General features: G+C 66.5%; 18 protein-coding genes and 3 tRNA genes. 4 read left to right on the plus strand and 17 right to left on the minus strand.

Features of this window, described 5'->3' with window-relative positions:
* Positions 1 to 32: 32 nt before the first annotated feature.
* The gene (locus AC1DKN_RS13595; protein WP_476871564.1) at positions 33 to 1,499 is read left to right on the plus strand and encodes a sodium/solute symporter; all 1,467 of its coding nucleotides are present in this window, start codon (positions 33 to 35) and stop codon (positions 1,497 to 1,499) included.
* Between the two features lie 28 nt (positions 1,500 to 1,527).
* Here AC1DKN_RS13595 and AC1DKN_RS13600 read toward each other — a convergent pair whose 3' ends face one another.
* The 6 genes from AC1DKN_RS13600 to rpsB all read right to left on the minus strand — a co-directional run bounded on the left by AC1DKN_RS13600 (position 1,528) and on the right by rpsB (position 6,579).
* Positions 1,528 to 2,154: a DivIVA domain-containing protein gene (locus AC1DKN_RS13600; RefSeq protein ID WP_476849395.1), complete on the minus strand. Its 627-nt coding sequence runs from the start codon at positions 2,152 to 2,154 to the stop codon at positions 1,528 to 1,530.
* Positions 2,155 to 2,185: 31 nt separating this feature from the next.
* Positions 2,186 to 3,106: a phosphatidate cytidylyltransferase gene (locus AC1DKN_RS13605; RefSeq protein WP_079551459.1), complete on the minus strand. Its 921-nt coding sequence runs from the start codon at positions 3,104 to 3,106 to the stop codon at positions 2,186 to 2,188.
* Positions 3,106 to 3,663 carry a ribosome recycling factor gene (gene frr, locus AC1DKN_RS13610; protein WP_018774548.1) on the minus strand — a complete coding sequence of 186 codons (558 nt, stop codon included), beginning with the start codon at positions 3,661 to 3,663 and terminating at the stop codon, positions 3,106 to 3,108. The genes AC1DKN_RS13605 and frr overlap by 1 nt, the downstream gene beginning before the upstream one ends.
* 134 nt (positions 3,664 to 3,797) lie before the next feature.
* Positions 3,798 to 4,535, minus strand: coding sequence for a UMP kinase (gene pyrH / locus AC1DKN_RS13615; RefSeq protein WP_018774549.1), 738 nt, complete (start codon positions 4,533 to 4,535; stop codon positions 3,798 to 3,800).
* Between the two features lie 174 nt (positions 4,536 to 4,709).
* Complete coding sequence (gene tsf / locus AC1DKN_RS13620; RefSeq protein ID WP_476871565.1) at positions 4,710 to 5,546, minus strand: translation elongation factor Ts; 837 nt, start codon at positions 5,544 to 5,546, stop codon at positions 4,710 to 4,712.
* 133 nt (positions 5,547 to 5,679) lie between these two features.
* Complete coding sequence (rpsB, locus tag AC1DKN_RS13625; protein WP_476849393.1) at positions 5,680 to 6,579, minus strand: 30S ribosomal protein S2; 900 nt, start codon at positions 6,577 to 6,579, stop codon at positions 5,680 to 5,682.
* 475 nt (positions 6,580 to 7,054) lie between these two features.
* Here rpsB and AC1DKN_RS13630 point away from each other — a divergent pair, with 475 nt between their 5' ends.
* Positions 7,055 to 7,708 (plus strand): M23 family metallopeptidase, encoded by a 654-nt coding sequence (locus tag AC1DKN_RS13630; protein WP_476871566.1) that lies wholly within the window; start codon positions 7,055 to 7,057, stop codon positions 7,706 to 7,708.
* Between the two features lie 79 nt (positions 7,709 to 7,787).
* On the opposite strand, the gene AC1DKN_RS13635 is transcribed toward AC1DKN_RS13630, so the two are convergent.
* The 6 genes from AC1DKN_RS13635 to AC1DKN_RS13660 all read right to left on the minus strand — a co-directional run bounded on the left by AC1DKN_RS13635 (position 7,788) and on the right by AC1DKN_RS13660 (position 13,219).
* A complete protein-coding gene (locus AC1DKN_RS13635) occupies positions 7,788 to 8,978 on the minus strand; it encodes an acyl-CoA dehydrogenase family protein (RefSeq protein ID WP_476871567.1) in 1,191 nt (396 codons plus the stop codon).
* A gap of 211 nt (positions 8,979 to 9,189) precedes the next feature.
* Positions 9,190 to 9,263 (minus strand) — tRNA-Ile (locus AC1DKN_RS13640).
* Positions 9,264 to 9,457: 194 nt separating this feature from the next.
* Positions 9,458 to 10,654 (minus strand): glycosyltransferase, encoded by a 1,197-nt coding sequence (locus AC1DKN_RS13645; RefSeq protein ID WP_476849390.1) that lies wholly within the window; start codon positions 10,652 to 10,654, stop codon positions 9,458 to 9,460.
* Between the two features lie 105 nt (positions 10,655 to 10,759).
* Positions 10,760 to 11,662: a DMT family transporter gene (locus AC1DKN_RS13650; RefSeq protein ID WP_223914060.1), complete on the minus strand. Its 903-nt coding sequence runs from the start codon at positions 11,660 to 11,662 to the stop codon at positions 10,760 to 10,762.
* The gene (locus tag AC1DKN_RS13655) at positions 11,662 to 12,285 is read right to left on the minus strand and encodes a CDP-alcohol phosphatidyltransferase family protein (RefSeq protein WP_476871568.1); all 624 of its coding nucleotides are present in this window, start codon (positions 12,283 to 12,285) and stop codon (positions 11,662 to 11,664) included. The genes AC1DKN_RS13650 and AC1DKN_RS13655 overlap by 1 nt, the downstream gene beginning before the upstream one ends.
* Before the next feature lie 55 nt (positions 12,286 to 12,340).
* Positions 12,341 to 13,219: a phage holin family protein gene (locus AC1DKN_RS13660; RefSeq protein WP_476856480.1), complete on the minus strand. Its 879-nt coding sequence runs from the start codon at positions 13,217 to 13,219 to the stop codon at positions 12,341 to 12,343.
* Between the two features lie 184 nt (positions 13,220 to 13,403).
* Between AC1DKN_RS13660 and AC1DKN_RS13665 the strand changes: the two genes are divergently transcribed.
* Together AC1DKN_RS13665 and AC1DKN_RS13670 are read left to right on the plus strand one after the other, a co-directional pair.
* On the plus strand, positions 13,404 to 14,627 hold the full coding sequence (locus AC1DKN_RS13665) for a multidrug effflux MFS transporter (protein ID WP_476871569.1): 1,224 nt from the start codon (positions 13,404 to 13,406) through the stop codon (positions 14,625 to 14,627).
* A gap of 613 nt (positions 14,628 to 15,240) precedes the next feature.
* Positions 15,241 to 15,648, plus strand: coding sequence for a hypothetical protein (locus AC1DKN_RS13670; protein ID WP_476849386.1), 408 nt, complete (start codon positions 15,241 to 15,243; stop codon positions 15,646 to 15,648).
* A 126-nt stretch (positions 15,649 to 15,774) separates the two neighbouring features.
* Here AC1DKN_RS13670 and AC1DKN_RS13675 read toward each other — a convergent pair.
* From AC1DKN_RS13675 to dusB, 5 genes are all read right to left on the minus strand, one after another.
* Positions 15,775 to 15,847: transfer RNA gene (locus AC1DKN_RS13675), tRNA-Asn, on the minus strand.
* Between the two features lie 135 nt (positions 15,848 to 15,982).
* A tRNA-Asn gene (locus AC1DKN_RS13680) sits at positions 15,983 to 16,055 on the minus strand.
* Between the two features lie 53 nt (positions 16,056 to 16,108).
* Entirely contained in the window at positions 16,109 to 18,064 is a 1,956-nt protein-coding gene (gene dnaG, locus AC1DKN_RS13685; RefSeq protein WP_476871570.1) for a DNA primase, read from the minus strand.
* 52 nt (positions 18,065 to 18,116) lie between these two features.
* The gene (locus tag AC1DKN_RS13690; RefSeq protein WP_476871571.1) at positions 18,117 to 19,418 is read right to left on the minus strand and encodes a deoxyguanosinetriphosphate triphosphohydrolase; all 1,302 of its coding nucleotides are present in this window, start codon (positions 19,416 to 19,418) and stop codon (positions 18,117 to 18,119) included.
* The gene (gene dusB / locus AC1DKN_RS13695; protein WP_018774562.1) at positions 19,402 to 20,580 is read right to left on the minus strand and encodes a tRNA dihydrouridine synthase DusB; all 1,179 of its coding nucleotides are present in this window, start codon (positions 20,578 to 20,580) and stop codon (positions 19,402 to 19,404) included. Before dusB ends, AC1DKN_RS13690 begins: the two co-directional genes overlap by 17 nt.
* Between the last annotated feature and the right edge of the window lie 5 nt (positions 20,581 to 20,585).

The raw sequence follows: 20,585 nt of genomic DNA on the forward strand, positions 1-20,585 counted from the left end.
GGCGGCCACCCACGCGGCCGGGTGAACGGCCGGTGAACCCCGTCGTCGGCGTCGCGGCGTTCGCCGCCGTCTCCCTCGCCACGGCTGTGATTGGTTTCTACGGGTTGCGGATCTCGCGCACCACCGGGGACTTCTACGTGGCGTCCCGGACGGTCAAGCCGTGGTGGAACGCCTCAGCAATCGGGGGGGAGTACCTCTCGGCCGCGAGCTTCCTGGGGGTCGCCGGGCTCATCCTGCTCTCCGGTACCGACGCCCTGTGGTATCCGGTGGGGTACACGGCCGGATACCTGATGCTGCTCTTGTTCGTCGCCGCTCCCCTGCGCCGCTCGGGCGCCTACACGATCCCTGACTTCACCGAGGCGCGCCTCGATTCGCGTGCCGTCCGCCGCGTCACAAGCGTGGTGGTGGTCCTGGTCGGCTGGCTCTACATCGTCCCGCAACTCCACGGCGCCGCCCTGGCCATCAGGATCACCACCGGGCTGCCGGCGTGGGTAGGCCCGGTGGCGGTGGTCGCCGTCGTCTGCATCACCGTGGTGGCGGGCGGGATGCGCTCCATCACGTTTGTCCAGGCGTTCCAGTACTGGCTGAAACTGACGGCGGTGGCGGTGCCCATCGTGTTCATGCTGCTGGTGCTGGGCGGCAACAGCTCCCCGGCGGAGGCAGCCCCCGCGGTGAATCCGACGGCGCTGGCACCCTCGGGCCCCTATCAGGTCATTTCGCTGCTCGTGGCCCTGCTCTTCGGAACCCTCGGCCTGCCGCACGTGCTGGTCCGGTTCTACACAAATCCGGACGGACAGTCGGCCCGCCGCACCACTCTGATTGTCTTGGGCCTGCTCTCGGTCTTCTATCTGTTCCCCACGGCCTACGGCATGATCGGCCGGGCCTACGCCCCCGACCTCGCCCAAAGCGGGCCGGCCGATGCCCTGGTGCTGCTGCTGCCTGGCCGCCTGGTGGGCGGGGCGGCCGGCGACCTGCTCTCTGCGCTGGTGGTGGCGGGGGCGTTTGGGGCGTTCCTGTCGACGACGTCGGGCCTGGTGGTCTCTCTGGCCGGCGTTATCAGCCAGGACGTGTTCGGCGGCAGCGTGCGGGGCTTCCGGCTGGCAGCGCTGATCTCGGCGCTGGTGCCTCTGGGAATCGCGTCGATGACCGAGTCGCTGGCACTGGCCGGCAGCGTGGGGCTCGTGTTTGCCTTTACCGCGTCCACGATCTGCCCTGTCCTGCTGCTGGGCATTTGGTGGCGGGGACTGACGGACGCCGGGGCAATCGCGGGCATGGCGACCGGCGGCGTGCTCTGCGGCAGCGCGATGGTGGCCGGTTCGGTGCTGGGGGCGGCAGAGACGCCGTCGTGGCTGGCGCAACCGGCCGCGTGGACGGTACCGGCCGCGTTCGCCGTCACGATCCTGGTGTCGCGGGCCACGCGGGGCCGGGTGCCGCGGACAATGACGCGGCTGATGACCCGGCTGCACACCCCGGAACGGCCGCTCGCGACGGAACGGTGACCCTGGCGGGGCTCCGGGCGGGGTGTGACTAGTCGATGGCCGCCATGAGCTCGACGGCGCGCTCCAGGAATGCGTCGACCTGGCTTTCCTCGTAGCCCTCCCGGCCCACGGCGGGACGGAACACGGCGCGCCGGACGTTGTCCACGCTCAGCGGCTGGTCCTCCTCGAGGTAGCCGATCAGCTCGTGGCAGAGGTCGTCGACGTCGGTGGTGTTGTAGCTGCGGGCCTTGGGCTTGGACGGGCGCCGGAAGCGTTGGCCGTCCGGGCGGTGCAGGCGGCCGCGCAGGACGCCCGCGAGCCGGCCGATTTCGCGCAGCCAGGCATCTTCGCCGCGTTCGGCAACGAGCTCATCGCGCTCACGCCGGGCGAGGGCGTCTTCGAGCCGGTCCAGCGCGGCGTCCACGCCGGCGGCGGCGTAGCCGCCCTTCACGGGATCGAAGGACACGACGCGGACGTCCGAGCTCTTGATGGCGCGGGAGGCCGAGGACGGAGCTTCGAATGACACCCGTGCGCGCTGCAGGAAATCGTCGACCTGCCTGGCGTTGTAGCCATACTGGTTCCGCTGCACGCGGTCAAAAGACGCAGGAATCTGCCGTTGAATGTCCACTGTTACTTTGTTCCTTTGATGCCGTTCGGCTGGTTTGCTCGGCACCATTCTAGGCGCCGGAAGTGCTGGTCCGGTGCTTCTAGGCGGCGGTGAGGGCCGAGAACAGGATGAACGCCACCGGCGAGGCGAAGACAATCGAGTCCAGCCGGTCCATGACGCCTCCGTGTCCGGGGAGGATGCTGCTCATGTCCTTGATGCCGAGCTCGCGCTTGACCATGGATTCGGCGAGGTCGCCGGCGGTGGCGGCTGCCACCATGCCCACGGCGAGCACGACGCCGAACCACCACGGTTCGCCCAGCACGAAGATCATGGCGAGCACGCCCACGACGACGGCCCCGGCGATCGAGCCGGCGAAGCCTTCCCAGGTCTTCTTGGGGCTGATCTTGGGGGCCATCGGATGCTTGCCCAGGGATGCGCCCACGAGGTAACCGAAGGTGTCGTTGGCCACCACCAAAAGCAGCAGGGTCGCGATTTCCCACGCACCCGCCGGAATCACCCCGTCAGGCCACAGGCCTACCGGCGTCTCGCCGTCGGCGGTGTGCAGCAGCAGCGCCGCAAAGCTGATCAGGAACGGCACCCAGGACAGGGTGAAGACCCCTGCGAAAATGCTCCGCGCCGAACCGGCGGCGCCCTCCAGGGTCCGCCACAACAGCACCGCCACGCTGCTGACGAGCATGGCGAAGAGCAGGCTTTCGAGGCCGCCGAAGTAGGCGGCGATCGGCATGGCGACCGTGCCGACCATCACCGGCACGATCGGCAGGCGGGTGCCTGCGGCCTCCAGCGCACGGAAGATCTCCCAGACGCCGAAGATCGCAAAGGTGGCGGTCACCAGGACGAAGCCCAGCGGAAGGAACAGCAGGCCGCCGAGGACGCACACCAGCATGCCAACGCCCACCACGGTAGCGGCGGGCAGGTTCCGGCCCGCTTTGGGCGTTGGGTTCTCGCGCTGCTTCCCCCGCCTCCGGGCGCGCGGCCCGGAGGCCTCCTGTGCCTGATTCATCAGACCTCGAGCAGCTCAGCTTCCTTGCGCTTGAGCAGCTCGTCGATCCCGTCCACGTGTGCCTTGGTCATGGCGTCGAGTTCCTTCTCACCGCGCGCGCCTTCGTCTTCGCCGGCGTCGCCGTCCTTGACGAGCTTGTCCAGCGTTTCCTTCGCTTTACGGCGGATGTTGCGGATGGACACCTTCGCGTCCTCACCCTTGGACTTGACGATCTTGACGTATTCCTTGCGCCGTTCGGACGTCAGCTCGGGAATGGTGATCCGGATGACGTTGCCGTCGTTGGACGGGTTGGCGCCGACCTCGGAGTCGCTGAGGGCACGTTCGATGTCGCGCAGGGCCGTCTTGTCGTACGGGGTGACGAGGATGGTGCGGGCATCCGGGACCGCGAAGGAGGCCAGCTGCTGCAGCGGCGTCGGCGTGCCGTAGTACTCGACGATGACCTTGTTGTACAGGCCAGGCGTCGCGCGGCCGGTCCGGATCGAGGCGAAGTCTTCCTTGGCTACCTCAACTGCCTTGTCCATCTTGTCCCCGGCTTCGAGCAAGGTTTCTTCGATCACGGTCTCTCCTCAGAAATTGGTGCGTCCCGGGGGCCGGGGCGCGGCACGTCTTCTTTGTGCGCCTGCCGTATTCCGCCGGGCGCTTTTGTCTTCCGCCTGGCGGCGGAAAGGTCCTGAAAACATCCTAGCCGCTGCTAGGGGGTGACGACGGTGCCCAGGTCTTCGCCCCGGATGGCGCGGGTGACGTTGCCCTCGCCTTCCATGCCGAAGACCACCATTGTGAGGTTGTTGTCCTTGCACATGGTCATCGCGGTCTGGTCCATCACGCGGATGTCGCGGCGGAGCGCGTCGTCGTAGCTGAGGCGGTGCAGTTTCTCCGCCGTCGGGTCCTTCTTCGGGTCGGCGGTGTAGACGCCGTCGACCCCGCTCTTGGCCATCAGGACGACGTCGGCGTGGACCTCCATGGCGCGCTGGGCGGCCACGGTGTCCGTGGAGAAGTACGGCAGGCCGGCGCCGGCGCCGAAGATGACAACCCGGCCCTTTTCCATGTGGCGGATGGCGCGGCGGGGGATGTAGGCCTCGGCAACCTGGCCCATGGTGATGGCGCTCTGCACGCGCGTTTCCACCCCGGCCTGCTCAAGGAAGTCCTGGAGCGCGAGGCAGTTCATGACGGTTCCGAGCATGCCCATGTAGTCGGCGCGGGAGCGGTCCATGCCGCTCTGGGACAGTTCGGCTCCGCGGAAGAAGTTGCCTCCGCCGACGACGATTGCGACCTCCACGTCGGGAACTGCTGCGGCGATCTGCTTGGCCACGCCGCGGACGGTATCCGGGTCGACGCCCAGTTTTCCACCGCCGAAGACCTCGCCGGAGAGCTTCAAGAGGACGCGGCGCCTGTTCTTCTTTGGCTGGGCTGAAGTGGTGACGGTTTCCATGGTGCCTTCCCGTTGGTGAACTCTGAGTTAGGTTATCGTGCTGGGCGCCCAAGGCGGCATTCCGGCCGTGGCCGGAAACGGCGCCTCACGGGTGCATGCAAAAGGGGTGGCCACCGTGGTGACCACCCCCTTAGCGTGTCTGGCTAGTGCCTGACTGGTGTCTGGCCAGTCTGACTAGGAACCGACGCGGAAGCGCGTGAAGGCAGTTGCCTTGACGCCGGCTTCTTCGAGGACCTGTGCGACAGACTTCTTGGCATCCTTAGCGAATGCCTGGTCAACGAGGACCTCGCCCTTGTAGAAGCCGGTAACGCGGCCTTCGACGATCTTGGTCATCGCGGCTTCGGGCTTGCCCTCGGCCTTGGCCGTTTCCTCGGCGATGCGGCGCTCGGACTCGACGAGCTCGGCCGGAACGTCCTCACGGGTGAGATAGTTCGGAGCCATGGCGGCGACGTGAACGGCGACGTCGTGGGCTGCGGTGGCAGCCGCTTCGCCTTCGCCGTCAACAGCGAACAGCACGCCGACCTGGGCCGGGAGGTCCTTGGAGGTCTTGTGCAGGTAAGCGTCGACCGTGGCGCCCTCGATGCGGGAGATGCGGCGGACAACAACCTTCTCGCCCAGAACGGCGCCCTCTTCGATGACGACCTCGGACAGCGGCTTGCCGTTGACCTCGGTGGCGAGCAGGGTCTCGAGGTCGGCAGCGCCGGACTCGACGGCCACAGCCAGGACCTTGTCGGCCAGCTGGATGAACTTGTCAGCCTTCGCGACGAAGTCGGTCTCGCAGTTGACTTCGATCATCACGCCGACGCCGTTGGCGACCTTGGCGGCAACCAGGCCTTCGGCGGTGGAGCGGCCTTCGCGCTTGGTGGCGCCCTTCAGGCCCTTGATGCGGATGATTTCGATGGCCTTCTCGGCGTCACCGTTGGCTTCGTCAAGAGCCTTCTTGACATCCATCATGCCGGCGCCAGTGCGCTCGCGCAGAGCCTTGATATCAGCGGCAGTGTAGTTCGCCATGTGAACCCCTCTGTCTAGAAATTTATGTGGTGTACGGACCGACAGGACGGCTGCTCACCGAGTGAGCGGCCATCCTGTCGGTACCCCCTATGCAGCTGAGCGCATGTGGGGAGATCCAGATTTACTTGTCTGACTACTTGGCTTCGTCGGCGGCCGGTGCTTCTTCAGCAGCCGGTGCGTCCTCAGCGGCCGGAGCAGCTTCGGCGGCCGGTGCTTCGTCAGCAGCCGGTGCAGCCTCAGCGGCGGGCGCTGCAGCAGCTTCAGCCTTGTTGCCTTCGAGGAGCTCGCGCTCCCACTCGGCCAGCGGCTCTTCCGGAGCTTCCGTGGTGCCGGTGGCGCGCTGGTTACGGGCGATGAGGCCCTCAGCAACGGCGTCGGCGACAACGCGGGTCAGCAGGTTGACGGAGCGGATGGCGTCGTCGTTACCCGGGATCGGGAAGTCGACTTCGTCGGGATCGCAGTTGGTGTCCAGGATGGCCACAACCGGGATGTTCAGCTTCTTGGCCTCGTCGACAGCAAGGTGTTCCTTCTTGGTGTCGACGATCCACAGCGCGGACGGCGCCTTGGTCAGGTTGCGGATACCACCGAGGTTGGTTTCCAGCTTGGTGAGTTCGCGGCGAAGGAGCAGCAGTTCCTTCTTGGTGTAAGCCGAACCGGCGACGTCGTCGAAGTCGATCTCTTCGAGTTCCTTCATGCGCTGGATGCGCTTGGAGACCGTCTGGAAGTTGGTCAGCATACCGCCGAGCCAACGCTGGTTGACGTACGGCTGGCCAACGCGGGTGGCCTGCTCGGCGATGGATTCCTGCGCCTGCTTCTTGGTGCCGACGAAGAGAACGGTGCCGCCGTGTGCAACGGTGGCCTTCACGAACTCGTAGGCACGGTCGATGTAGGACAGCGACTGCTGCAGGTCAATGATGTAGATACCGTTGCGCTCCGTGAAGATGAAGCGCTTCATCTTCGGGTTCCAACGGCGGGTCTGGTGTCCAAAGTGGACGCCGCTGTCAAGCAGCTGGCGCATAGTTACGACGGGCATGCCGACGCTCCTTCCGGCAGGTCATTCATGAGAGAGCCCATGGCCCTCTTACCCTGCCAATAGTTGACGGTTGTTTAGCATTCGCCCGGGGCGGGCGTTGCTCCTGGCATCCACCGCGCTTCCCATCCGCGCCATATGGACATGCCATGTGGAACGGACCGCAGGAGGCGCAGTCCTCCGCATCAGAAGTTTCAGGCTTCTTTTGAGGAGGGCTGGATACGCGTAGTCAGCTGCTGCTCCCCCGCACCCCTGAATGAGGCGTGCCGGCTTCGGCAATCACGAATATCGCGACTTACAAGCGTGAGGGCACAGCAAACTGCTCCACCAAGTGTACTACAGCGACCCCGCCCAGGAGGACGGTTTTGCCACGGCAGCGGTGCGGGGTTCGGGGGCTTTGGCGGGGCCGGCGGGCACCTTATCCACATAGCCATGGCGGGAGATTCCGCCCGGGGTGCCGCCTTGGCAGGCTGGGGCCATGAAGCTCCCACTTGGCCTGCGGGCATTGCTCCTGGCAGCACAGCTCCTGGCGGCATTGTTCCTGGCCACGTTCCTGGCACCTCCCCCCATCACCGCCGACGCCGATGTCTCCGCCGCTGCCCATGTCTCCGCCGCCGACGCCGACGCTACAGACGCCGGCTACGCCGCCGCCCGGGCTGCGGTTTCCTCCGGCCGGGGCTCCCCGAGGGCGGGACCGGTCCCTGCGTCTGCCTGGAGCTGGCCGCTGAGCCCGCGGCCGGCGGTGCTCCGCGCCTTCGATCCCCCGGCCAAGCCGTGGCTCAGCGGTCACCGCGGCGTCGATCTTGAGGCGGCCTTCGATGACGCCCCGCTCAAGTCGCCCGCCGCCGGGACGGTGAGCTTTGTCGGGACGGTGGTGGACCGGCCGGTCATCACGATCGATCACGGCAACGGGCTGCGCAGCAGTTTCGAGCCGGTAGCGAGTTCACTGAGGGCAGGGTCCGCCGTGGCAGAGGGCGATGTCCTGGGGCAGGTGCAGACCGGCCACTGCGGCCCGGCCCCGCCCTGCCTCCACTGGGGCGTCCGCCGCGGCGAAGACTACGTCAACCCGCTGGCTTTCGTGATGGACCTTCGGCCGTCGGTTCTGCTCCCGCCCCTGAATCCGGGTCCGTGATGCAGCATTTGGCGCCGTCTTTGATGCGCGGATCGTCCATTGACGCCCGCGGGCAGCCGCGGCGACCGTTTGGCGCCCGTCAGACGATCGCTGAAATGCCCGTGATAGCCCGGCCGGTGACGAGGGTGTTGATTTCGTGCGTGCCCTCATAGGAGTAGATGGCTTCGGCGTCCGCAAAGACTTTGGCCATCTCGAAGTCCGTCACGATCCCGTTCCCGCCGAGGATGCTCCGGCCCAGGGCCACGCTTTCGCGCATCCGCGCGGTGGTGAACGCCTTGGCCAGCGCGGACTGCTCGTCCTTCGCCTCCCCCGCGTCCTCCAGCTGGGAAAGCCTCACCATCATGCCCATGGAGCTGACCGCATTGCCGAGGATCTGCACGAGCTGGTGCTGGATCAGCTGGAAGGAGGCAATCGGACGGCCGAACTGGCTGCGTTCCACGGCGTAGCGCCGGGCGACGTCGAAGGCCGCGAGCTGCTGGCCCACCGCTTGCCAGGCCACGGCCAGGCGGGTGACTTTCAGGACCTTGTTGGTGTCGCGGAAGCTGTTGGCGTTGGCGAGCTTGAAGAACTCCGGCACCACAACGTTGTCGAGCGTAATGTCAGCGTTCTGCACCGTGCGCAGCGAGATCTTGTTCTCGATTTTCACGGCACTGTACCCCTCGGTCTTGGTGTCCACGAGGAACCCTTTGACCTGGTTGTCGTCGACATCGCGGGCGTAGATGACCACCCAATCGGAGAAAGTCGCGTTGCCGATCCAGCGCTTGGCTCCATTGAGTATCCAGTTATCGCCGTCGCGCCGTGCCGTGGTGCGCGTACCGCCGGCGACGTCGGAGCCGCCCAGGGGTTCGGTGAGGCCGAAGGCGCCGATCTTCTTGAGCGAGTAGATCTCGGGAAGCCACGCGTCCTGCTGCTCCTGGGAGGCAAGGGCTTCGATGGAGCCCGTGAAGAGCCCGTCATGGACGCCCATAAACGTCGCGATCGACGTGTCGGCGCGGGTGGCCTCCGCGTGCAGAATGCCTGCGAAGAGGTTCGAGTAGCCCTGCCTCCGGACGGGGCTGACCAGGTCGATTTCGGCGAGCTTCGGGATCAAATCCATGGGGAACTCCGCGCGATTCCAGCAATCGACGGCGATCGGCCGGACTTCGCGGGTGAGGAACTCGCGGACTTCGGCCAGCCTGTCCTGCTCCTTGGCGCTGAGCAGCTGCTCGAACGCAAAGAAATCGCCATCGGCGTAGGGCAGGTTGTGAATGTCGATGGCAGCTTTGGACATGGTGTTCCTTCACTCGATCAGCGGGGACCAAAGGGCGCGGGCTTCGCGCCGGCAATATGTTACTGATCAGTAACTTATCTCAGTGTCGGGACGCCTGCAAGTGCCGGCCCAACGAAACCCGACAAAAAGGGAGCCGCGGCCGACGTCGGACGTCAGCCACGGCTCCCGTGGTTGCGGACCCCGGATGAGGAGGCCGCCGCAGAATTGAAAGTAGGGCTACTCGGACTTGAACCGAGGACCTTAGGATTATGAGTCCCGCGCTCTAACCAGCTGAGCTATAGCCCCCTGCGCCCGGAGCCAGACCTGGCCCGCGGGGGCCGGATTGGTTCCGGGCAAAAATACTCTAGCAATAGTAGACGCATCACACGTGCATGCCGCCACCGGCAGGCGGCCTGCCGGTGCTGCCCCGGGTGCTCTTGGACTGGACGCCGTGGAACCTGCAGCGTTCGGAGGGGCTGCAGTTCTGCCAGGCGATGTGCCTAGAGGACCAGGTCGTCGTAGCTCGCGCCCCGGTAGATGTCCTCAAACGTCTGCAGCGTGCGCGCGATACCGTGGCTTTCCACCATTTCGCGGCTGGTCTTGCCCATCGCATCACGCTCGTGGTCGGGCAGCGAGAACACGCGCGTCAGCTTGGCCGCGAGGTCATCGCTGTCGTTGGGGATAAAGAGATAGCCATTTTCCCCGTCGCGGACCAGGTGCGGCAGCGCCATGGCGTCGGCCAGCAGGACTGGCGTGGACGCCGACATCGCCTCCAGGGTCACGAGGGACTGAAGTTCTGCCGTGCCGGGCATGCAGAACACATCGGCCGTGATGTAGGCCGTGCGAAGTTCGGCGTCACTGGCCAGGCCGAGGAACCTGACCCTGTCCTTCAGTCCGAGCCGGGCGACCTGCGCCTCCAGGGCAGGGCGGACTTCTCCGCCGCCGACGATTTCGAGGTGGATGTCCAGTTCTTTGGGCGTCTTGGCGACGGCATCGATCAGGACGTCCACGTGCTTCTCCTCCGCCAGCCGGCCGGCGAAGAGGACCGTTGGGCTGGCGTGGCGTTCCACCGTTTCGTCGGGATGCAGCTCGTAGGCTGCGGCGTCGATGCCGTTGGAAAGGGGCAGGACCTGGCGGAGGAAGGCGTGCTGGTGCATGGCTTTGGCGGCAAGCGGCGTGGGTGTGGTCACGACGTCGGCTTGGCCCATGACCTTGCCCATGTCCCGCCAGGAGATCCGGCCCACAATGTCTTTGAACCACTGCGGGAACGGCAGGAAGGGGTTCAGGTTTTCGGGCATGAAGTGGTTCGTCGCCACCACCCGGATGCCGCGCTTCACGGCCTCGTACAGGACGTGCTCGCCGATCATGTAGTGGCTCTGGATGTGCACCACGTCCGGCTGGATGCGGTCGAACAACAGCCCGATTTCCTTCTTGATCTCCCAGGGGAAGGTGACCCGGAAGTACTCGTGCGTGGGCACCGAGTGGGAGCGCAGGCGGTGGACGGTAGCCTCGTCGCTGAACTCGCTGTAGCTCGGGCCCCTGCCCGGGCGGCACGCCAGGACGTGGACATCGTGACCCCGGGCTGTCATGCCCTTGGCGAGGCGGTAGCCGAACTGGGCGGCGCCGTTGACGTGGGGCGGGTAAGTGTCAGCGGCAATCAGGATGGTCAGCGGGGGCTGGTTGTCGGACGTAGTCACGTGAAGAGCTCCTGGTGGTCGCTGTGCGGACAGCTGGATCAATGGCGGCCGGCTGGCAGTCGGCACAGGCGCGCCGGGCCTGCAGCCGAAGTCTGGACTGACGCCCTAGGACCTGCCCGCTGCCTTCCGCGCGTCCTTCTTGCGCTTGGTGACTTCCGGGTGGTGCCTGGAGAGGGCTATGACTCCCACGATAGCAAGCAATGCGGCCGTCCCCATGGCAATAGCCGTCACGGGTTGGACATCCGGACGCAGTTCTCCCAGAATCACGATGCCAATCGCGATGCCCACGATGGGGTCGATCACCGTCAATCCGGCGATCACGAGGTCAGGCGGTCCGCTGGAGTAGGCGTTTTGGACAAACCACGATCCCAGAGCGCCTGCAGCAATAATCGCAACGACGCTGTACCACGGCACATTCAGCAGGAACTGCCCATTTGGATCGAGCAGATGCCTGCCAATGATGCGGGTCAGCACAGCAACGAAGCCGAACAGGACGCCGGCGCCGAGGATGTAGACGAAGGCGCTCATGCGGTGCCTGAACAGAACCGCGAGCGTGCCAAAGGCCGCAACCGCAATGGCCAGAAGCAGCACGATTGTCAGCTCGTCCTCGCTGCTGACGTTGTGATTCTCCTGCGTGGCGGTGACGGCCAGCAGCACGAACAGCGCTGAGCCGGTCACGCAGAGCGAGATGGCCACGACGGTTGCCCGGTTCATGCTCAGGCCCTGGTCCTTGGTGTTGACCACGGTGGTGATGACCAGGGCGATCGCGCCGATCGGCTGCACCACGGTCAAGGGCGCCATGACGAGGGCGATCGCGTTCATTCCCATCCCGGCGCACAGCAGAAGGAACCCGAATACCCAGCGGGGGTTACGCACGAGCCGCAGCAGGCCGTGGGTGCTCAGCGCCAGGCCGCCGGTATCGGCCTTGACCGCACTGCCCTGGCGCTGTGCCCCAAACGCCAGGCAGAAGGCGCCGAGGACCGCAAGCAAAACCGCAACCCAGACCATCAGCGGGAGCCGCCGTCGTGCGCCCGAAGCTGCCTGCCCTTGCCGATGATGGCCCAGACGTAGTTGTAGGCCGCGATCCAGTGCCCCACGAGGCCCAGGCCCAGGAAGATCCACGCGACCGTGGCATAGACCTCCGCGGCGGGCACCGGAAGCTTGGAGAGCACCAGCAGCGGCGTGCCCACCAGCAGCAGGCCCGTCCGGATCTTTCCGATGCGGCTCACCGGCAGATCCGGGTGGCCGTGGAAATAGAACACTGACAGAGCCAGCAGGACTGCGTCCGGGACCAGCAGCGCGGCGAGATACCACCACTCGACGACGCCTGCGATCACGAGGGTCACGGCGACGGCGATCAGGGAGAGCCTGTCCGCAATCGGGTCCATGACCCGTCCGAGGTTGGACATCTGATTGAAGCGGCGGGCGATGTAGCCGTCCACCCAGTCGGTACTGGCCATGACGGCGAGCACGAGGGCACCGTAGCCGTACTTGTGCTCCGAGAGGACCAGCCAGATGAATAGCGGAACGCCGAGGAAGCGCACCACAGTCAGGACATTGGGAACCGTGAAGACCGCGTCGCGGTGGACGAGGGGCTGCCCGGGGCGGGCGCCGGCGCCGATGAACTTCATCGATTCCCCCTTTCCGTGGACGGCAACGGTTTGGCGTTTAGGTTCAGGGATCTGTCTAGCCCTTTATCAGCCTGCGCACCAGGACCGCGAGGGCGGCCCCAGAGGCGGCGAGCACAGCCAGGGGCTTCCAGCGCCGCTTGATCGTGTCGGCCAGGCCCTGCCCGTCAGCGGATGCGGCCGACCCCGCCGAGGATCGGGCTGAGGCGCGGAAGCCTGCGATCTTGTCGCTGAGCTGCTCCTTTCCGTCCTGGAGCCGTACCTGGGCGGCCGCCAGCAGGGTTTGGGCCTGGGTCTTGACATCGAGTTCGCGGCCGAGGTCGTCGCGGACGCCGGTAAGGTGCGTGCGCCGCAGGTCCAGCCGGCGTCGGAGTTCAGCCTCTGTGGGCGGCGGCCCGAAGTCGGGCTTGGCGGCAGCCTTTGCTTCCTTTTCCGCCGTCGCCTTGGCGGCGGCGGCTTCCTTGGCGGCCTTCGCTGCTTTGTACTGCTCGGTGCTCGGGTCCAGGATCCTGGCGTCGAAGGCGGAGCCTTCCTTGGCGATGCCGAGATCGTACTTGAGCCCACGGATCGTGTTCTCGGGGACCAACGGCATGAGCTTCTTGAACTTGTTCTGCCCGATGAGCGCCCCGATCGCGGCGATAATCAGGCAGACGGCAGAGACCAACAAGGCGGCGAGCCACGCGGGCATGATGGTGGCCAGTCCCATGATCGCTGCAACGAAGAGTCCGATCACCAGGAGTCCAACGAAGACCAAGGCGACGGCGAAGAAGGCGCCGGCGACGCCGAGCTGTGCCCCCTTGCGCTTGATTTCGGCCTTGGCCAGGGCAATCTCGTCATTGAGCTGCCGGGGCGCCAGCTTGAAGATCATCTTCAGGGTTTGCGGCAGCGCGGAAATCCGCAACCCGCTGCCTGTGCCGCCGCTGTGACGTCCGCTCATCGGTCCCGCCTAACTGGTGCCATCCGTCGATCCGCTCGCGCGGGCTTGCCGGGTCTGGACAGCTTCGCACAGACCCCGGTGTCAAAACTATCATTTAGGCTCTTGGGAGGCCTTTTCGGGCAAGGTGTGGCGCGCCCGCCCAGCCACCGGCCGGCCACCCCGGCGGGCCCTAGGATGGACCACTGTGAGCACACCCCACAATCCCGGTGATTCCCTGAGCCGCCGTCGTAAATTCCTCTACATCCTGACGCTCGGCGCTTTGACCGCCCTCGGGCCGTTCACGGTCGACCTCTACTTGCCCGCATTCCCGGCCCTGGAAGACAGCCTTGGCGTCTCCGCGGCCGCGGTGCAGCTGACGCTCACGGGGACGACCATCGGTTTCGCGCTGGGACAGCTGGTCGTGGGCCCGCTGAGCGACAAGTTCGGCCGGCGCCTGCCCCTGATCGTGGCGACAGCGGTCCACATCGCGGCGTCCCTGGGCGCAGCGCAGTCCACGGACATCGCCACGCTGGGTTTTTTCCGCGTCCTCATGGGTGTCGGGGCTGCAGGGGGCGGCGTGGTGGCCATGGCCATGGTCCGTGACCTGTTCAGCGGCTACGCGATGGTGCGGATGTTCGCGAGGATGGCTCTGGTCAACGGGCTGGCGCCGATCCTCGCCCCGGTCATCGGCTCCCAGCTGCTGTTGCTGATGCCCTGGCCCGGCATCTTCCTGTTCCTGGCCGCCTACGGGACCTGCGTCATCATCGCGGCCCTCTTCGTGATCCGGGAAACCCTGCCGCCGGAACAGCGCGGCAAAACCGGGATGACCATGGGCCAGCGTTACAAAGTGCTGTTCTCCGACCGGATCTTCGTAGGCCTGCTGCTGGTGGGCGGGATGAACTTCGCGGGCCTCTTCACCTACCTCTCCGCCTCGCCGTTCCTGTTCCAGAATGTCTACGGGTTCACGCCCCAGCAGTACGGCCTGCTCTTTGGCGTCAACTCGCTGGGCATCGTGGCAGGCGTGCAGACCAGCGCGCGGCTCATCAAGCGCGTCCCGCCGCAGTGGATCCTGGCTTGTTCCACGGCCTGGATGTTCGTCATGGCCGTCCTGATTGTCGTCTTCGACCAGCTGGGGTTCGGGCTGTGGGGCGTCCTGGTGCCGCTGTGGTTCTACATCCTGGGCGCCGGTTTCACCTTCCCCACCGTGCAGGTCCTGGCCCTGGCCAAACACGGAGCCCAAGCCGGAACCGCGGCTTCACTTCTCGGCGCGGCGACCTTTTTGATGGCTGGCCTGGTCTCGCCGGTGGTCGGCTGGCTCGGCGTCAGCTCCGCAACCCCGATGGGCGCCGTCCAGGCCGTCTGCATCCTTCTGGCGGCCGCTGCGCTGTGGCTGGTTGTTCGGCCCAGTACGGTGCCACCGATCCAGTAGCCGGGCCCTCCCCGGGGGGACATGCCCATTCATCGCGGCCTCTCCCACGGGACATGCCCATTCTTCACGGCCTCCCCCACGGGACATGCCCATTCTTCACGGCCTCCCCCACGGGACATGCCCATTCTTCACGGCCTCCCCCACGGGACATGCCCATTCTTCACGGCCTCCCCCACGGGACATGCCCATTCTTGGCGCCCGGGGCTGGACATATTGCACTATGTCCATCCGCCAGGACCACCACTGGACATGTCCCCAAGGGCATCCCGCCAGCACTGAGCATGTCCCCCGGACAGCCCCAGTACAGCGGACACCGTGGCCCGGCCCCGTGCCTGTGGCACTGCCCAGCCGTACTCTGCACCCCTGCACCCCTGTGCCTGTGGCGCTGCCCAGCCACACCTTGCAACCCTGCACCAGTAAACCCGCACGCCCGCGCATCCCTGCGACCCTGCAGCTCTTGTCCTCTGGCCCGTCGCTCCGCCAACATGGCCTGCACTCTGGCCTCTGCCCTATGGCCCCGCCCACCCGCCCACGCAGCCCTGTCCGTGGCCTGCAGCCCTTGCGCCCCCCTCGCGCCCTGTTCGACGTCCGCGCCGGGCGATAAAGTTATTTCATGCCCGACAGGCAGGATCACCAGCCCCTTCCGGCCACTTGGCAGCGGTGTGACGCCGGAATCCTGCCCCTGTGGTGGGATCGCTTGTGCGCTCAGACCAGTCCGCAGTCGGCCGCCCTGTTCGCCGCCGGCCTGTTCACCGAAGACCGCCGCCGCCCAATCGCCCAGTGGTACAACCCCGCATATGACTCCGCCCTCCTCGTGGCACCGGAATCTTCCCCGGAATGGCCGGTGCAACGGTTCGGCATCTTCTATGCGCCCCCGGGCGGCGGATTCACCCAGGTGCACTCGGCGCCGCATGAATGGCACCCGCGGGAACCTCGGAAATCCCCCACGGAGCTGGAGGCCTTCCAGGCAGCGGTCGCCGAGGCCCAGCGCTTCCTTCAGGTGGAAATGTACTTCGTCTGAACCTCCACCTGAACTGCCCGCCACTGCGTTGCCCGGCGGAAAGCCCTGGCCATTGACGGGGCAACAAAAAAGAGGAAATAAAAAAAGGTCCCGCGGCTGGTTTTCACCGGCCGCGGGACCTGTCCGCTCCTCCTGCTGGACTTGAACCAGCAACCCTTCGATTAACAGTCGAATGCTCTGCCAATTGAGCTAAGGAGGAATGAAGCAGGTACGACATTAGCAAAGGTTTTGCCGGTAGGGAAATCGGCCACGGGGCCAGCGCCTGCCAGTCGCGAAATACCCCCTCCGGGTATAAAAAAGTCCCCGTTCCGGAACCCGGAACGGGGACTGCGCGCTCCTCCTGCTGGACTTGAACCAGCAACCCTTCGATTAACAGTCGAATGCTCTGCCAATTGAGCTAAGGAGGAATGAAGCGGGTATAAGCCTAGCAAACACCAGCCCGGGAAACGAAATCGGCGGCTCAGGCGTCCGAGCGCAGGGACCGCCGCTGCATCTCAAGTTGCATGAGTTCGCGATTCAGCCGCTGGAATTCCTCAGGGTCGGCCGAGGCGTCCAGACGCTGCAGCTGGCCCATCTTCTCGGCCTTGACCCGGGTGATCTGGAGCTCGAACAAGCGGGCGAGGATGTCCTTGCAGTAGCGCAGGACGCCTTCGGGGGTGTTGGCCGGCAGGGGCACCACGGAGAGCTCGGACACGAGCGGGCGCAGGGGCTCGGGGACCTCCTGCAGCAGCTGCTCGACCCAGCGCACCGGATCCCCCGAAAACCCGAGTCCGGTGGCCCGGATGGCCTCGTGGATGGCGAGATAGGCGGGTGTGGAGAACCGCGCCTCCGAGAAGCGCTGCCACGTCTCGCCCTCGAGCATGCCGGGTTCCTGCAGCGCGACCTCGAGCGCCTGGCGCTCCATCGCGGCCACGGGGTCCCGGGGATCAGGGCGGTTGAAGGACGGGAGTACGGCCGACGGCGGCAAGGGGGCAACGCCGGGCGCGGTCCCGGCAAAGCCGCGGCCGGACCCTGCATACCCCTGCCCGCCCCCTTGCCCGTGACTCTGGGCCTGGCCGCCGCCCGGCGGAGCCGATGCAGCCTGTGCGGCGCGCTTGGTCGCCGCGCCGACGGCCCTGCTGACCTCCTCGACCGGCATCCCAAGCCAGCCGGCGAGCTCCCGGGCATAGGCCGGCCGGATTCCGGCGTCGCGAATCTGCGCCACCACGGGCGCGGATTCACGCAGGGCCGCGATCCGGCCCTCGACCGTGTCCAGATTGTGCCGCTTCAGGGTGGCCCGGATGGCGAACTCAAACAGCGGGCGGCGGCTACCGATCAAATCCCGGACGGCGGAGTCGCCCTTGGACTGGCGCAGTTCGCAGGGGTCCGCGCCGTTGGGTTCGACCGCCACGAAGGTTTGTGCGACAAACCGCTGGTCTTCTTCGAAGGCGCGCAGGGCCGCCTTCTGCCCGGCAGCGTCGCCGTCGAACGTAAAGATGACCTCTCCCCCGCTGCCGTCGTCGGAGAGCAACCGGCGGGCGATCTTGATGTGCTCGGTGCCGAAGGCGGTCCCGCACGTGGCTACCGCCGTCGGAATGCCGGCCAGGTGGCAGGCCATGACGTCGGTGTAGCCTTCCACGACCACGAGCTGGCGGTCTTTGGCGATGTTGCGCTTGGCGAGGTCGATTCCGTAAAGGACCTGGGACTTCTTGTAGAGCGCGGTTTCGGGGGTGTTCAGGTACTTCGGGCCCTGATCGTCCTCGTAGAGCTTGCGGGCACCGAAGCCGATGGTGTCGCCGGCGATATCCCGGATGGGCCAGATCAGCCGGCCGCGGAAACGGTCATAGATCCCCCGGCCGCCTTCAGAGAACATGCCGGTCAGCTTGAGTTCCGGGTCCGTGTAGCCGCGGCCACGGAGGTGCTTGAGAAGCGAGTCCCAGCCCTGCGGCGCGTAGCCCACACCGAACTGTTCGGCCGCCGCACGGTCGAAGCCGCGCCCGTAGAGGAAGTTGCGGCCCTCAGCGGCGCCGGGGGTGAGCAGCTGGGCACGGAAGAACTCGTCGGCCACCTTGTGCGCGTCCAGCAGCCGCTGGCGCCGGCCGATGTCCTCCCGGTTGGGCCCGGAGCCGCCGTCCTCGTAATGGAGCTCGAAGCCGATCCGGTGGGCCAGCTTCTCGACGGCCTCGTGGAAGGAGATGTGGTCCAGCTTTTGGACGAAGGAGATGACGTCGCCGTCCTCGCCGCAGCCAAAGCAGTGGTACCGGCCAACCTGGGGTCGAACGGTGAAAGATGGAGAACGCTCGTCGTGGAAGGGGCACAGACCCTTGTAGGACCCGAGCCCGGCTCCCTTGAGCGTCACGTAACCGTCGACGACTTCCTTGATGTCGGTGCGCTGGCGTACTTCATCGATGTCTTCGCGTTTGATCAGGCCGGCCACATTGCCATCCTAGTCCCCGGGTACGACGCCGACGGGCCGGCCATGGCGGCCCTCACCACAGCGACGGCAGGCTGCCCACGAGACGCTCGTACATGGCCAGCGCCGAGCCGTCCGTCAGCGACGCGACCTGGTCGATGACGACACGCAGCCGCGCGGCGTCGTCGCCCGCGTCGAGCCAGTCGGCGGCGAACATCGGTTCCAGATGGCGGTCCCCCGTGGCGCTGAGCGCGGTGACGAGGGCATGCAGGACCTCACGCTGACGCTCGTAGATGGGCTGCCGGTGTTCGGTGGTCATCACGAAGGTGGTGGCCAGGCCCTTCATGACCGCGATTTCCATCACGGTTTCATCCGGAACGATCAGCTCCGCGTTGTAGCGGGTCAGGTTTTCCGGACCGTAGACCGTGCGGGTGGCCTCCAGCGCGCTCTGGCAGAAGCGGCCGATGAGCTGGCTGGTCATGTCCTTGAGCGCCGCCATGGCTTTGCGGCTGCCGTCGGCCTCGCGCACCCAGACATCCGTGGCCTCCAGCCGGGCCAGGGCGGCGTCGATCGCGGCGGGATCGTTGTGCGGCAGGTACCACTGCTTGGCGTAGCCGACGACGCGGGCGCGGTGGTCCGGGTTGTCCATCCAGCGCAGCTGGAAATGCCCTGCCACGATCGCGTCCTCGACGTCGTGCACCGAGTAGGAGATATCGTCCGCCAGGTCCATGACCTGCGCTTCGAGGCAGGACCGGCGTTCCGGGGCGCCGTCGCGGATCCAGTCGAAGATGGGGAGGTCGTCCTCGTAGGCACCGAACTTGCTGGTCCGCTCCCCGTGGATGACCGGGGCGTTTACCGCGGACCACGGGTATTTGGCGGCGGCATCGAGACTGGCCCGGGTCAGGTTCAGGCCGGCCGGCCGGCCGTCGGCGGCGGCGAGGACCTTTGGCTCCAGCCGGGTCAGCAGCCGCAGCGTCTGGGCGTTGCCTTCGAAGCCGCCGATCCCGTGCGCCACCTCGTTGAGGGCGGCTTCGCCATTGTGGCCGAAAGGCGGGTGGCCGAGGTCGTGGCTGAGGCATGCGGTGTCCACGACGTCGGGGTCACAGCCCAGCGCACGGCCCAGTTCGCGGCCCACCTGGGCAACTTCGAGGCTGTGCGTGAGCCGGGTCCGGACGAAGTCGTCGGTATCCGGGGCCACCACCTGGGTCTTCGCGCCGAGCCGGCGCAGCGCCGAGGAGTGCAGGACCCTTGCACGGTCACGCTCGAAGTCCGAGCGGTAGGTGCTCTTGGGCGGCTCCTCGACCCAGCGGGCCCAGTCGCGGGACGTATACCCGTCCAGGACGGGCGCGGTGGTCCGGGTCTCAGCCACCGGAGACATCCAGTTCGGCGAAGGAAATATCGCGGGTCTGGGCGTCATCCAGCGTCCGGTTCAGCAGCCAGTCCTTTGGCAGGGCCGGTTTTTTGGGCGAACCAGCGCGGCCGCGCGGACCCTCGGCGTCGCCTCCGGGATACGGCGAGTCGAGGTCCAGCTGGTCCAGGGTGCCGCGCAGCACCTCCAGGCTGGTGACGAGCGCCAGCTTGGTCCGCAGTTCGCTGCCGACCACGTAGCCCTTGAAGTACCAGGCAATGTGCTTGCGGATTTCGCGCAGGGCTTTGCCCTCGTCCCCGAACGTCTCGACCATGAGCTCAGCGTGCCGGTACACGCTCTCGGCAACCTGGCGCAGGTCCGGCCGGTGCCGCTGGTCGCTGCCTTCGAACGCGGCCATGAGGTCGCCGAACAACCAGGGCCTGCCCTGGCAGCCACGGCCGACGACGACGCCGTCCACACCCGTTTCGCGGACCATCCGGACCGCGTCCTCCGCGGACCAGATATCTCCGTTGCCGAGAACGGGAATGTCCGGCAGGGCCTCGCGCAGCCGGGCGATGGCGGACCAGTCGGCCTGGCCGGAATAGAACTGGGCGGCCGTGCGGCCATGAAGGGCGACGGCTGCGACGCCGGAATCGCGGGCAATCCGGCCGGCATCGAGGTAGGTCAGGTGGTCCTCGTCGATGCCCTTGCGCATCTTGATGGTCAACGGGACATTGCCCTTGGAGGCTTCCTTCACCGCGGTCTGGACGATGGAGGTGAAGAGGTCGATCTTCCACGGCAAGGCCGATCCGCCGCCGCGCCGGGTGACCTTGGGCACGGGGCAGCCGAAGTTGAGGTCGATGTGGTCCGCCCGGTCCTCCTCCACCAGCATCCGGACGGCCTGGCCGACGGTGACGGGGTCCACGCCGTACAGCTGGACGGAACGGACTTTTTCGTCGTCGTCGTGCGAAATGATGCGCAGCGACTCCGGCGTGCGCTCGACGAGGGCCCGCGAGGTAACCATCTCCGCCACGTACAGGCCGCCGCCGTATTCACGGCACAGTCTGCGGAAGGCGGAGTTGGTGATGCCCGCCATGGGAGCCAGGATCACGGGGGTGTCCACCGTGATCGGGCCCAGCTTCAGGGGCGGGAGTTCCAGCTTGGGGGCGGGAGGGGTTGCTACAACAGTCACCCGAC

This window comes from Arthrobacter sp. 01N444, assembly GCF_056399305.1.

Coding starts and splice junctions, on each gene's coding strand:
- AC1DKN_RS13600 (WP_476849395.1), bottom strand. CDS start 2,154: ATGGTGCCGAGCAAACCAGCCGAACGGCATCAAAGGAACAAAGTAACA.
- AC1DKN_RS13605 (WP_079551459.1), bottom strand. CDS start 3,106: ATGAATCAGGCACAGGAGGCCTCCGGGCCGCGCGCCCGGAGGCGGGGG.
- pyrH (WP_018774549.1), bottom strand. CDS start 4,535: ATGGAAACCGTCACCACTTCAGCCCAGCCAAAGAAGAACAGGCGCCGC.
- tsf (WP_476871565.1), bottom strand. CDS start 5,546: ATGGCGAACTACACTGCCGCTGATATCAAGGCTCTGCGCGAGCGCACT.
- rpsB (WP_476849393.1), bottom strand. CDS start 6,579: ATGCCCGTCGTAACTATGCGCCAGCTGCTTGACAGCGGCGTCCACTTT.
- AC1DKN_RS13630 (WP_476871566.1), top strand. CDS start 7,055: ATGAAGCTCCCACTTGGCCTGCGGGCATTGCTCCTGGCAGCACAGCTC.
- AC1DKN_RS13635 (WP_476871567.1), bottom strand. CDS start 8,978: ATGTCCAAAGCTGCCATCGACATTCACAACCTGCCCTACGCCGATGGC.
- AC1DKN_RS13650 (WP_223914060.1), bottom strand. CDS start 11,662: ATGGTCTGGGTTGCGGTTTTGCTTGCGGTCCTCGGCGCCTTCTGCCTG.
- AC1DKN_RS13655 (WP_476871568.1), bottom strand. CDS start 12,285: ATGAAGTTCATCGGCGCCGGCGCCCGCCCCGGGCAGCCCCTCGTCCAC.
- AC1DKN_RS13660 (WP_476856480.1), bottom strand. CDS start 13,219: ATGAGCGGACGTCACAGCGGCGGCACAGGCAGCGGGTTGCGGATTTCC.
- AC1DKN_RS13670 (WP_476849386.1), top strand. CDS start 15,241: ATGCCCGACAGGCAGGATCACCAGCCCCTTCCGGCCACTTGGCAGCGG.
- AC1DKN_RS13690 (WP_476871571.1), bottom strand. CDS start 19,418: ATGTCTCCGGTGGCTGAGACCCGGACCACCGCGCCCGTCCTGGACGGG.